The organism is Viridibacillus sp. FSL R5-0888 (assembly GCF_038009105.1).
Classification (GTDB): Bacteria; Bacillota; Bacilli; order Bacillales_A; family Planococcaceae; genus Viridibacillus; species Viridibacillus arenosi.
This window is the reverse complement of record NZ_JBBPAU010000001.1, coordinates 1,965,475-1,978,394: the sequence shown is the minus strand read 5'-3', so window position 1 is coordinate 1,978,394 and position 12,920 is coordinate 1,965,475. Positions and strand designations below refer to the sequence as shown.

The window sequence follows — 12,920 nt, the reverse complement described above, 5'->3', positions numbered from 1 at the left end:
GAATGAATGTTTTAATAGATAAAAGCGACAAGATTCGGTCGCTTTTTTGTTTAAAGGCTAACTACTTGTTTTAATCAAATTTGAGAAATATTCAACTACCCGACAAATCTTATGGCAATCACCATTACTAGTAATGCGGAATTTCGAAGTTACCTTTTCAATTTTTGAAGAACTTTATTATATTTCAAAAACTATTTTGTTCGTTAACTACAAATTTGCAAGGAGGCACAACATGCTCAAATATGAATTAATCTATCATGATCTTTGCACCCGTATACATAATGCTGACCTGCCATCTGGTGCAAAATTACCGGCAATTCGGCAATTAGCACAACAGTTTTCTTGCAGTAAAAGCACTATTCTTACAGCATTACAAAAACTTGAAGACCAACATTTAATATATGCTATTCCGAAAAGCGGCTATTACGTCGTAGACCATCAAATTGCACAAAAACCAACATCAACTAATATAATTGATTTCGCTACTTCATCTCCAACATGGCATGCATTCCCATATCAAGATTTTCAGCATTGCATGAACAAAGCCATTGATACATATCAAACAGATTTATTTAAATATGGTACAGCTAAAGGATTACCCTCATTAATCTCAGAGGCAAAGAAATTATTAGAATCGTATCAAGTATTTACAGATAACAGCAATATCTTTATTACTTCAGGTGTACAACAAGCACTATCCTTACTTAGCCTTATGCCCTTCCCGAACAACCACAAAACTATACTTGTAGAACAACCAAGCTATCATTTATATATGGATTTTCTAAAAACATACAAACTGCCTGTTATAGGTATTAAACGCTCTACAAATGGCATTGATTTAAAAGAACTGGAGCAGATCTTCCGTAAGAATGAGATTAAGTTTTTCTACACAATGCCACGGTTCCATAATCCTTTAGGTACTTCTTATAGTAAAAAGGAGAAAGAAGCGATTCTTTATTTGGCCAATCAGTATGATGTCTATATTGTTGAAGATGACTTTTTAGCTGACTTTGAGTACAATTCAAAACGTGATCCAATGTTCGCTATAGATACAAATGACAGAGTTATCTATTTAAAAAGCTTTTCTAAAATCATGTTCCCGGGACTACGTATTGGATTTGCTATTTTACCGAATGTATTAATTAACATTTTTCAACAACATAAAAACACGACCGATATTGACAGCTCTATGATTTCACAAGCTGCACTTGAACTTTATTTAAAAAGTGGCATGTTCGAACGATATCGTGCACAAGTGCATGAAAACTATCATAAACGTGGAAAAATTCTTCAGCACTCGATAAAAACACATTTACCTATGTACCAAGCTTCTTCAGAAATATGTATGCATAGCCATATCGTCTTTCCTAAAGAAGTAGATTTAAATCGAATAATCCATTATTTAAGCCAAAAACAAATTTTATTTAACCCAATTGATCATAACTATTTGACCGACTTTTATCGTGAGCGTTTTTTAAAAATTAATGTCTCAACGATAGAAGATGAGAAAATTGAAGGTGGGATAAAAGAAATTGCGAATACATTAAACAATCTGGATAACTACTTTTAGTGTTACTGAAACAATACCTCCATGGTTTTGTTTCAGTTTTTTTTGTATAAAAACCGTTTAAAGACTTGTTCATATAGTACTCCTAGTATCGAATACATCTATAAAAATTCTTTTTATAAAATTACTTTGACAGGCAGAGTACTTTTTGCTAACATTACTCTATCAGGTAGAACAATAACATCTAAGTAGGTGACTTATGGTTAGAAGCGATATCATTCGTGGACACTTGGATTCAATTATTTTACGACTGATTTTAGAGAAAGATCGCTATGGTTATGAAATATCTCAGGAAATTAGTTTACGTACAAATAATCGTTTTCAAATTAAAGAAGCAACTTTATACGCAGTGTTTCAACGATTAGAAAAAAGAGAACTTATTGAAGCATATTATGGTGATATCTCTCATGGAGGAAAAAGAAAGTATTACCGCATTACCACATTAGGAAAAGCATATCTAAAAGAGCTTGTAAGTGAATGGACGGAAGTAAAGGAAATTATCAACTTGTTTATGGAGGGTTTAGAATGAAGAAATTAAAAAATCATATTGATGAGTTATTTAAGGACATTCCTAGCAATAACGAAACAGTGATGGTTAAGCAAGAAATTATACAAAATCTCGAAGAAAAAGTGTTCTATTTAATGGAACATGGAAAGGAAGAAGAAGATGCAATTAATAAAGCCATAGTTGAATTTGGAGATATTGAAGAATTAAAAAAAGAATTAGGTGTGAAGCAGCCTGCCAAGAAAAACATGGCTAGATTAAATTTAGAGTTTTCCATTTGGGGAAGCGGTTTAATTATCGCCTTTTTTGTTTTTATCAACCTGTACTATACTCCAAATACAATTTGGGCAATCTATCCAATCTTCGCTATTTTATGGTGGCCTCTATCAATGTACTTCGTATGGTCACGTAAGAAATGAGGTAAATAGAAAATGAAAAATTACATTAGTTTTGCCGCAGCTGGTAGTATTATGACTATTCTATTTTTAGTAATCACCAATTCTATAACATCACCAGATGATATCTGGTTTATTTATCCTAGTTTACTGCTTATACTATGGCCAATTACCCTTTACTTCATGTCTAAGAAAATGTACAAACAACATTCGATTTTCTGTAGTATTATGTTGATTTCTTTCCTCATTATAGAAAATTATTTATATTCACCAAACCATTTATGGTTTTTGTACGCTGTTTATCCAATTATATGTTGGCCTATTCTTATGATTTTAGGAGAAAAAGCTAAATCTATAAAAATCGCACTTATATTCTGTGCAACCACAATCATCTATTATTCAATACTAAACATTACACTCTCACCACAATATCCATGGGCTATTTACCCTGCTTTCTTAATAATGTGGTGGCCATTAGCTTTATATCATGCTAAAAAAAGAACTTTCGTAGCGTTTTCTATTTACGCAAGCATACTAATTAGTATCTTTTTCATAACAGTAAATTTTGTCTCCTCCCCTGGAACAATATGGGCTATTTACCCAATCTTTTTAGTGATGTGGTGGCCACTTAGTATGTACTTTTATGTCTATAAAAAGAAAATTTACAAAGATATTAATGAACATTAATTATTGAGAACAACAATTTGTATGCTGAAAAGGCGCCAATTTACTTGGCGCCTTTTTGTATATACTGTTCATTGTTGTATTTGACTTATAACGGCTTCTTTTTGTACATTGAGGTAATTTGTTTAGCAACGTATTCTGAACTATATTGAATTCCATCCTTTATCCACCAATTAATAATTCCTAAAAGAGAGGCTGCAATGATCTCCAAAGCTACAGTATTCTCTGTAGTGGCAATGTTTCTTTCACTACGTCGCATGTGTATTACATTTTTCAAAAATTCAAATAAGCTGTTTTTGAACTCGTTGTGCCCTATAAATACAGCAAAAATTTTCCGATATTCATATATATAATCTAAAAATCCCAGCAAATATTCCTGCTTATCTAAATTCTTTATTTGGAGTAATGGTTCAGTTTTCAACGACAGTTCGTCGAAGATTTCTTGTACAATTTGACTTATCAAATCGTTAATATCCTCATAATGTAAATAAAACGTGGCACGATTGAGCTCCGCACGATTTGTAATTTTTTGTACAGTCAGTTGAGCAACATCCTGATTTTCGGAAAGTAACGAAAATACCGCATCTTTCATCATTTTTTTAGAGCGCAATGCACGTGGATCTTGTTTTTTATGCATAGACATTTTATCCCTCTTTATCGATTATCATTTATTTAATCAACAAAAATTATTATTTCGTTGTTTAGTCGACAAATTCATTAATATTGTGAATAGGCAACTTATTTTAATACTGTTATCATATATTTTATCGACTATGTGTCAATTAAGCAATAAAGAGAGGATTTCATAAATGCTACAAACGAATAAAGAAATCAATAAAGGAATATTATTAACGGTTTTAATTCTTGGTTGTTTTTTATCTACATTGAATCAGACTTTATTAAATGTTGCCTTAAGTAGTTTAATGGACATTTTTAATGTTTCGGCAACGACGATACAATGGCTTGCAACAGGATTTATGCTCGTTAATGGGGTGTTAGTACCAACAACTGCTTATTTAATGAAACGTTTTACGACTCGTCAGTTATTTTTGAGCGCAATGCTACTTTTATTAATTGGTTCTATCATCTGTGCTTTGGCACCAAGCTTTGGCGTACTTTTAGCTGGACGTATGATTCAAGCTGCAGGTGCTGGGATAATAATGCCTCTAATGATGGGAGTCGTGTTGGTTATTTTCCCCGTTGAAAAACGCGGCAGTATCATGGGACTATTAGGTTTAGCAATAATTTTCGCGCCTGCCATTGCACCAACGTTATCAGGTTTTGTCATTGAATATTATTCTTGGCGTTGGTTATTTATAGGACTATCTGTGCTTGTAGTAATCGTTATTTTACTTGCATTGAAATATTTAATGAATGTATCGGAAACATCTAAGGCGAAGCTGGATGTGTTCAGTGTTATCTTATCAACGATTGGATTTGGTTTGGTTTTATATGGTTTTAGTTATGCTGGCAGTAAAGGTTGGGGCGATGTAGTTGTAATTCTTTCATTAGTATTAGGGTTGATTATTACAGCTGTTTTCTGTATTCGACAATTCTATTCAGAGGATCCCTTGTTAAATTTATCTGTCTTTAAAAATAAAGTATTTACAGCAACTTCTCTGATAAACGTGTTAATTACGATAATAATGTATGCGGATATGATTTTACTTCCAATTTATTTACAAAACGGCCGAGGTTTCACAGCATTTGATGCTGGACTATTGTTATTACCTGGGGCACTCGTGAATGCTTTTATGTCACCTGTTACTGGTAAATTATATGACCGATTTGGTGCAAAGCCTTTGTTTATTGTTGGTTTAATGTTTATTATTCCTTCCATGTGGGCTGTAACAGATTTAACAGAATCAACAACGTATTTGTATTTAATGATCCGGACGATTTTCCTTCGCATTGGTTTAAGCTTTCTCACAATGCCTTTGAATACTGCGGGGCTTAATGCGTTACCAAAAGAACTTGGAACACATGGCTCGGCGGTCAATAATACCGTTCGCCAATTAGCCGGAGCAATCGGAACTGCGGTAGTAATTACAATTTATACGGCGCAGTCTGCAGACCATGCCCTTACAATAGTGCAGGAGAATTCAGGCGCTAGTTCTGATATGATTCGAACAGCTGCTTCCATTTTAGGCTCAAGTGATGCTTATTATTTCATGACAATTTTAGCTATTATAGCCCTCGTTTTCACCTTGTTTACGCCGTCAAAAAATAAGTAAAATGTTAAAAATCACTTCTTTTATATAAAGAAAGATATTGTGATTTGGACACTATACTATATCAAAAAACACCCTGTTCAAAAAATTTCATTTTGAACAGGGTGTTTTTGATTGTAATTGATAAGAATCCCATTTAAATTGAAAGATTTTTGATTAAACAACTTCATTTAGTAAGAGTGAATTTATTTTTATTTTATATTGCATTTCTTAATTAACTAAAAAGAACAAAATCAAATCTTGTCCTCTATTTAATTATCTCTGGAATAATCCTTCATGCATAAAATCCAACCCTAATTGTTAATAATAGTTCTACATAACGACAAAATTCGCGTTACCGTAAGTTGCGCCGACAAATTAGATACTAAACGAGTAAAAAAGATTGGCAAAATCCAATCTATACTAAATAGCGTGGTGATTTCAATTGGAAAAAGAACCATTATCAAAGATAGAAGCATTGGCATTAAAACGATTATTTATTCACCGTCATAGTTCTATCATTTACCTCTTAAGAGCAATCCTTGCGAGTTTGTTCATTGGCTTTGGTGTGATTGTAGCGTTTAAAACTGGTAATTTCTTTTACCTAGAACATTCTCCATTTGCCTATCCGGTTGCAGCTATGACTTTCGGGGTGGCGATTATCATGATTTATTATGGTGGTGGCGACTTGTTCACTGGTGATACCTTTTACTATACATATGCTGCCTTACGCAAGCAGATGGCCTGGAAGGATGTAGGCAAGCTTTGGGCATATAGTTACGTCGGAAATTTCCTCGGTGCCATTCTTTTTGCATTGTTGATATATGCTACTGGACTTTTCAATGATCCTTCGGTAAATAGTTTTTTAGTTAGTGTTGCAAAGGGAAAGACATTAGTGCCAACATTTGAATTGTTCTTCCGTGGCGTTCTTTGTAACTGGCTTGTTTGCCTTGCCTTTTTCCTTCCTTATTCAGTTAAGGGCGATGGACCAAAAATAGCCATGATGATATTATTTGTTTTTTGTTTTTTTATTTCTGGATATGAACATAGTATTGCCAATTTAGTTACCTTTTCAATTTCAATTGCAACTCAACATCCAGATGCAGTTACTATAGCTGGAATTGTCCATAATATTATTCCTGTCACAATCGGCAATCTTATCGGAGGAACATTGTTTATGGCCTCCATGTACTACTATGTAAACAAACCATTTATAGAAGATAATGAATAAAAAATAGCCTCTGTAAGTTTCTTACAGAGGCTTATCATTTTACTTCACAGCATTTATTCTTAAATGACTAAATTCTTTAGGTATATAGTATTTATTATAAACTAATGGATATTCCTCATGAATAAAAACACTCTCTAATAATAAATCACAGTCTTCTCCACCAACTACTTTATGTTTCTGTGATGAAGAATTAACAGAACTGGAACGCTTTATGTCAGTTGTAGATCTATTCGCAAGCTCATAAATTCGAGTTTCAAGCATTTCCAATAATTGATCATTATCTTGTAAATCTAAATTCAATTCAGATATTGCTTCAATTGCCATAAAAGTAAAGGAATACGCTACAACTTCACCTTCACTCTTATACCAACGCTCAAATGCAACAACTGCTGCAGATTTCCTACATAATACTTGCTGAGTATATTCACTATCCAAATCAATTCTAAAACTCATCTCAACATCGTCAATTTGTTTCGTATGAGATTTATATATAGGATTCCCTATTTTCTCTAAGCCAATTTTGGGATTATTCTTCGAAATCTTTGCAATGTAATTCCCTTTACCGTGTACTCTTTTCAGCAATCCATCATCTTGTAAAAGAGAAAGAGCCTGCCTTAATGTCATTCTACTGACCTTGAACATTTTTGCTAATTCAGGCTCGGCTGGCAATTTGCTTTCTGGCAAAAACGTACCATTCATAATTAGCTTATACAATTCATCATACACATTAATATATAATGGTTTTTTTCTTTCTTGCATGTTTGCGATTTTGAATTCCATCTTCTCACACACCTATACTATTTTCAGATCATGGACCATCATCTAATTATTTCCTCTAATATGTATTATAACATTTATTTTAAGCTTACTAAATCTTCTGATTCCTCAAATATATAGTAAAAAATGTGTCCCAGATTTTACTGTGACACATTCACAAGAAAGATTTATATTCATTTTATTTCGCTAATTTTTTTAATAACACCCAGTACAAACCAAAAGCAGCAACTACAATAATTGAAAGGGTAATTAGAATAGTTGAAATTTCTGTTTTATCAAGCATTGCTGCAGTGTAAGCAATACCGATAGAACCAGATACATTGATTGTTAAGTTGTAGAAACCAATTGCTGTTCCGGATTTTTCTTTAGGAATCGTGCTAAGACAAGTATCAAGTAAAGGTGCATACATTAACGCGAATGAACCTGAGAATATAATCATAGAAAGTACATAGATAACAACATTGCTTTCAGTAAATAATCCTGGAATTAATAACGCAACTGCGATACCAAGTAATGCCATCATCGTTGCTTGTTTACTGCTTAATACCTGTCCAATTTTACCAGAAAGGGAACCAACGATAACTGACGCCACATAACCTGGAATTAATAACAGTGAAATCATATCTAACTTTAAATCATATATCCCCTCTAAAATGAATGGGAAGACGAAAATATAACCTAATTGTACTGAGTAAATAATAAATACAATTGGTAGCGTACGAATGAAATATTGGTTTTTGAAGAAAGATGCATCAATTAAAGCTTTTGAGCTTTTATTGATATAAGTTAAGAATAGTACCAACGCAACTGCAAAACCGATTAGGTATAGCCAGTTAAAGTCTGAAATATATAACATAACTGTTGTAGCAATTGCTGCGATTAAGAATAATCCAATTACATCAACATTAACCTTCCTAGACTCTTCCTTAGGTAATAACTTCAAGATGAATGGAAGGATAACGATTGATAATAAAGCAATTAAGAATAAAGTTGTCCAGTGTAAGTAAGTCGAAATAAATCCACCTGTTAAAGAACCAATTAACATTGACATTGCATAGCTAGCTGTACTTAATCCTAAGAACTTCTTTTGTTCCTCTTTAGGTAAGTGCTTCGTAACATAAATAACATACAATGTTTCAGCAGATGCTAAACCAGCTGTTTGAATAATTCGTCCAAAAAGAATCATTGCAAAATTGTCTTTAAATAGATATCCAACTAATGATCCGACACAGATAAAAATAATACCAGCACTTAAAAGCGTACGGATATTAATTGAGTCTGCTAACGAAGCATAAACTACTGCCCCAATACCAATTACTAGACCTGCTAATGTTGCTTGCCAACTAACTGTAGTTGCTGATATTCCAAGGTCTTTTGCGATGTCTATAGATACAAGTTTAAACGAATTATCAATAATCAAGGCAAAAAGGAAGAAAAACAGTATAACAGGTACGGCTTTTTTTGCATTAAAGTTTTGATTTTCAGATGCATTATTATTTATTGCTTCCATTTTAGCGCTCTCCTTCTCGAAATATTAATTTTTTTTCTAGATTTTTTTGTCAATGAAAGAGTCTGTGAGAATGAGGGAAAATAGACAACTTCCTTTCCCACAGACTTCAATTGTTAATAGAGTTTATTTATTCAGCAAGTTCCAATGCAATTTCCATCATTTTAGTAAATGCTGTTTGTCTTTCTAATTGCGTTGTTTTTTCATGTTTGAAGATATGGTCACTAATTGTTAAGATACAAAGAGCATTTACACCTGCTTGCGCAGCATTCATGTAAAGTGCAGCAGACTCCATTTCTGCACATAAAATGCCCATTTTACTCCATCGCTCCATTGCTGTTGGATCAGCATTGTAGAAGACATCACTAGCAAGAACATTCCCAATGCGAACTGGATATCCTTTTTCATCAGCTACCTTCTTAGCTTTTTCAAGTAATTCATATGATGCAGTAATTGAATAATGACCTGGTAGATTAAATTGGTGTGCGTAATTAGAATCTGTCGCAGATCCCATTGCAAACACAATATCATATAAGTTTAGGTCATCTTGAATTGAACCCGCAGACCCAATACGAATTAAGTTTTTAACGCCGAAAACATTTATTAACTCCCAAGAATAGATACCAATACTAGCAGTTCCCATACCTGTACCCATTACAGAGATTTTTTTCCCTTTAAAAGTACCTGTATATCCAAGCATGCCACGCACTTCATTGAACTGAACTACATCTTCTAAAAAATTATCTGCAATAAATTTAGCTCGTAATGGATCACCTGGTAATAGGATTGTTTCTGCAATTTCTACTCCATTAGGTTTTATGTGTGGTGTTTCTTTGTGCTTTGTACTCATTGAATAAGTCTCCTTTTAAATAAGTTTTTTAAGTAGGTTCTAAACTAAGGTGCTCTATTTCCTTGGAATTATTAATGCGTTTTCATTTCAAGGAAGTAAATAGACAACTCTTATATAAACCATTTAACTTGTACAACAAGTTGTCTAATTGGTACACAAATAAAATAGCACATATTTATTTCTTTTTTCAATTCTATTTTTAATTTTTTATAATAAAAATGAAAGCCTTTTCACAATTTTGTCATAGATAAAATCGAAACCAACTTATTATTATATATAGAAAAAAATTCGTCTAAAAACACATGCTAAACCGTTCCTTGGTCAATAATGCTGTATTGCTTATATAGAACCTATTGGTACTTAATATTTTTTTAGTTCTACTTAAACAACACTAAAAAAGCATTCTCAAAAAGATTTCTTTTCGTGAATGCTCTACATTATTCTAATTCAAATCAGTTTGTATTAATAAACTTATATTGGACATGTCTCACTCTCAATTTACGCTACTCTCACCTTTGTTCTATATAAATTAATCGCTCCTAGTGCCACAATAATTCCTGCTATATAAAGCGCTATTTGATAGCTGTTTAATATATTTACAATTAAACCGAATAAAGAAGGTGCAATGACGATAAATACTTGATTTAATGTTAAAGCTGAACTAACTGTTAAGCCAATATAACGGGGGTCTGATTGCTCAGTTATACAAGCAATGAATAACGAATACCAACCGATTGCTACAAAGCCTAAAAGAAAGCAAAATAGTAACATCACTAACTTTGCATTTATAACTAGTGGCAATATTACCGTAAGAACTACTGTAACAACCATTACAAGGAACAATAGTTTTTCTCTATTTTGCTCAAAGAATTGATCACTCACCCATGCAATGGCTACTCGACCAACCATCCCCCCTATTAAAATTAGACTCAAATATTCACCTGCTTGAGTTAAAGAATAATCACCTTCTATATGTAAATAACTCATGAAGTGTGCAATGATAATCATCTGCAATGACATCATTACAATACCCACAATATATATTGGATACAGCGCCTTGTTGTTTTTGATTGCATTCATTTTTTCTTTAAACGACACTGATTTAGATGCTGTAGCTATATTTTCTTTTGGCTCATGATACGCTACTAAGAAAAGTAATCCGCCAGCAATTGCGATGATCCCCTGTACAATATGTACTGCAGACAATTCATAATGATAATAAGTATACGTTAGTAAAACTGAGGCTAAAGCTCCGCCAATTGGTATACCAGTTTGTCTAATGCCTAGAGCTAATCCTCTATGTTTGTCTGGAAACCATTTTACGATAGCCGTGCTTCCACCAGTTTGAGCACTTCCGTACCAGATTCCAACTAATAATAATAACAGCAACAAAATAATATAATTATTAACGAATATTAGTGTTAATGCTGATAGCCCTAATAAAATAGACCCCCATCCGATGATTTGTTTTTCCCCTTTCTTATCCATCCAATAACCAAAAATAATCATCGAAAAAATAGGTCCTATATTAACAGCTGAAACGATAAATCCTGTTTGTAGCGCTGATAAATTCCATTCAATTTGATAAAATGTTGCGATTGGTCCCATACCATATGTCACAAAAGTTGCTGCCGTTTGGGATAGTGTTGCAACTAGTACGATTAACCATTTAGTATAACTATTCATCAAGGTACCTCCAAAATCTTTTTATTACACCTATGTATTTGTTCGGTATAATGAGTTAACTAGAGTTTACGCTGTATACTACTACGCGTAAAATGGAGGAAAATGATAGGCGCTATCAAAATTTTTAATAAGGTGTGTGACAAGTAATATGAACATCAAAGAAATTGCATTGAAAATTGAAATATTAGAACGTCAAAATTTAAGTAAATCCGCCGAAATCACCAACTATACACAATCTGCACTTACTTCTAAAGTAAAAAAAATGGAGTCAGAAATCGGACAGCCTGTTTTTAAACGTACCCCCCAAGGACTAAAAATCACCAACGTTGGCATTCAGTATAAAAACTACCTGCAACTTATTACACAAGAATACCAAGGGTTTTTAAACTCCGTTGGTGCTGATCAAGTGAAAACAAAAGTGAACTTTGGCGCATCACATACAACAATTAAGATTTATGGAGCTTCTATCGTTAATTCTTTAAATACAAATAACATTCCACTGGATGTAGATTTCACAGTAGAATCTAGTAATTCTATAAATGAAAAAATACACAACTCCGAAATGGACTGTGCACTTACAAGTAATCCAATTAAACATTACCCTGATTTAGCCTATGACATCATTACTACTGAAACATTCGAGGTCATTTCAAACGATTCTCATGTTGTTAATTTTAACGAGCGTACACCTGTTACACTGCTTGTATTAAGTAAAGGTTGTATGTATACGCGAGCTATGGTGGAATTTCTATCGAAAAATCAAATTCCATATACTATAAAAGAAATTAAATCAGTCAGCAGTATTCAAGATTTCCTACATATAGATCAAACAATCGCTGTGTTAAATACGAAGCTAATTGACTTATATAACTATACAAACATTCACCGCTACAATTTACAGTTGAACAATGAGATTAACACTGTTTATATCTATAAAAAGAATGAAAGTACGCAGAAGAATATTTTACATTTAAAAAATGTCATTAAATCGATTCTTGAAGAATCCTTATAATCGTCTATTTCGTCTAATTATTTGCAACCTATTCATTAACTTTTCGCGAAAAATTTTACAAAGGAGCAAATGCTATGAAATTAAATCGAGTATTACTTTTAATTGCTTTATCCCTTTTATGGTTAGTTGGTTGTTCGGATCAAGATATTGAAGAACATACTAGCGAAAAACCTGATGCAGCTGAAATACTAGAGTTAGATTCAAATGCTGATATTTTTCAACGGGGAGATTCTATTTATCAAACAGGAATTGATTGGGTAGACGAATTGAAATTAGTAGAGAAAGAGCATGTTGGGGAGATTGAGTTTAAAGCATCTAAACCGGAAGAATTCAAGAATGGTGCAGCAAATAAATTACCAATTGGTGCTGAAATTTATTCTGTAAAAGATCACGATAACATATTAATTGTAAAGTTTGAGAACGAAGTAAAGCGTTATTTAGCGTCTTCAGAAGGCTGATAAAACAACAAAATAAAAGTGTGTTTTGAAAAAATTAC

The 12,920-nt window shown here is 32.8% G+C and carries 13 protein-coding genes; 8 read left to right on the top strand and 5 right to left on the bottom strand.

All coding sequences use genetic code 11. The features are described 5' to 3' along the window. The first annotated feature begins 232 nt into the window (after positions 1-232). The 4 genes from MKY02_RS09865 (at position 233) to MKY02_RS09850 (ending at position 3,154) form a co-directional block, all read left to right on the top strand. Positions 233-1,570 carry an aminotransferase-like domain-containing protein gene (locus MKY02_RS09865; protein WP_340711108.1) on the top strand — a complete coding sequence of 446 codons (1,338 nt, stop codon included), beginning with the start codon at positions 233-235 and terminating at the stop codon, positions 1,568-1,570. Between the two features lie 196 nt (positions 1,571-1,766). Continuing rightward, the gene (locus tag MKY02_RS09860; RefSeq protein WP_038182342.1) at positions 1,767-2,096 is read left to right on the top strand and encodes a PadR family transcriptional regulator; all 330 of its coding nucleotides are present in this window, start codon (positions 1,767-1,769) and stop codon (positions 2,094-2,096) included. Continuing rightward, the gene (locus tag MKY02_RS09855) at positions 2,093-2,491 is read left to right on the top strand and encodes a permease prefix domain 1-containing protein (protein ID WP_038182345.1); all 399 of its coding nucleotides are present in this window, start codon (positions 2,093-2,095) and stop codon (positions 2,489-2,491) included. Before MKY02_RS09860 ends, MKY02_RS09855 begins: the two co-directional genes overlap by 4 nt. Positions 2,492-2,503: 12 nt before the next feature. Next, entirely contained in the window at positions 2,504-3,154 is a 651-nt protein-coding gene (locus MKY02_RS09850; protein ID WP_076065386.1) for a hypothetical protein, read from the top strand. An 85-nt stretch (positions 3,155-3,239) separates the two neighbouring features. On the opposite strand, the gene MKY02_RS09845 is transcribed toward MKY02_RS09850, so the two are convergent. Further along, positions 3,240-3,794 carry a TetR/AcrR family transcriptional regulator gene (locus MKY02_RS09845; protein WP_076034792.1) on the bottom strand — a complete coding sequence of 185 codons (555 nt, stop codon included), beginning with the start codon at positions 3,792-3,794 and terminating at the stop codon, positions 3,240-3,242. A gap of 166 nt (positions 3,795-3,960) precedes the next feature. On the opposite strand from MKY02_RS09845, the gene MKY02_RS09840 reads away from it, so the two are divergent. Together MKY02_RS09840 and MKY02_RS09835 are read left to right on the top strand one after the other, a co-directional pair. Next, complete coding sequence (locus tag MKY02_RS09840; RefSeq protein ID WP_038182363.1) at positions 3,961-5,385, top strand: DHA2 family efflux MFS transporter permease subunit; 1,425 nt, start codon at positions 3,961-3,963, stop codon at positions 5,383-5,385. Between the two features lie 421 nt (positions 5,386-5,806). After that, positions 5,807-6,592, top strand: coding sequence for a formate/nitrite transporter family protein (locus MKY02_RS09835; protein ID WP_038182366.1), 786 nt, complete (start codon positions 5,807-5,809; stop codon positions 6,590-6,592). Positions 6,593-6,631: 39 nt separating this feature from the next. Here the strand turns inward: MKY02_RS09835 and MKY02_RS09830 are convergent, their stop codons facing one another. The 4 genes from MKY02_RS09830 to MKY02_RS09815 all read right to left on the bottom strand — a co-directional run bounded on the left by MKY02_RS09830 (position 6,632) and on the right by MKY02_RS09815 (position 11,412). Next, the gene (locus tag MKY02_RS09830; protein ID WP_038182369.1) at positions 6,632-7,372 is read right to left on the bottom strand and encodes a GntR family transcriptional regulator; all 741 of its coding nucleotides are present in this window, start codon (positions 7,370-7,372) and stop codon (positions 6,632-6,634) included. Between the two features lie 175 nt (positions 7,373-7,547). After that, on the bottom strand, positions 7,548-8,879 hold the full coding sequence (locus tag MKY02_RS09825; protein WP_038182372.1) for an MFS transporter: 1,332 nt from the start codon (positions 8,877-8,879) through the stop codon (positions 7,548-7,550). Between the two features lie 127 nt (positions 8,880-9,006). Continuing rightward, entirely contained in the window at positions 9,007-9,726 is a 720-nt protein-coding gene (gene deoD, locus MKY02_RS09820; RefSeq protein WP_038182374.1) for a purine-nucleoside phosphorylase, read from the bottom strand. Positions 9,727-10,224: 498 nt separating this feature from the next. Beyond that, positions 10,225-11,412, bottom strand: coding sequence for an MFS transporter (locus MKY02_RS09815; protein ID WP_340711105.1), 1,188 nt, complete (start codon positions 11,410-11,412; stop codon positions 10,225-10,227). Positions 11,413-11,560: 148 nt separating this feature from the next. On the opposite strand from MKY02_RS09815, the gene MKY02_RS09810 reads away from it, so the two are divergent. Next, entirely contained in the window at positions 11,561-12,424 is an 864-nt protein-coding gene (locus MKY02_RS09810) for a LysR family transcriptional regulator (protein WP_340711103.1), read from the top strand. Between the two features lie 74 nt (positions 12,425-12,498). Beyond that, positions 12,499-12,882, top strand: coding sequence for a hypothetical protein (locus tag MKY02_RS09805; RefSeq protein ID WP_038182383.1), 384 nt, complete (start codon positions 12,499-12,501; stop codon positions 12,880-12,882). Positions 12,883-12,920: the final 38 nt, after the last annotated feature.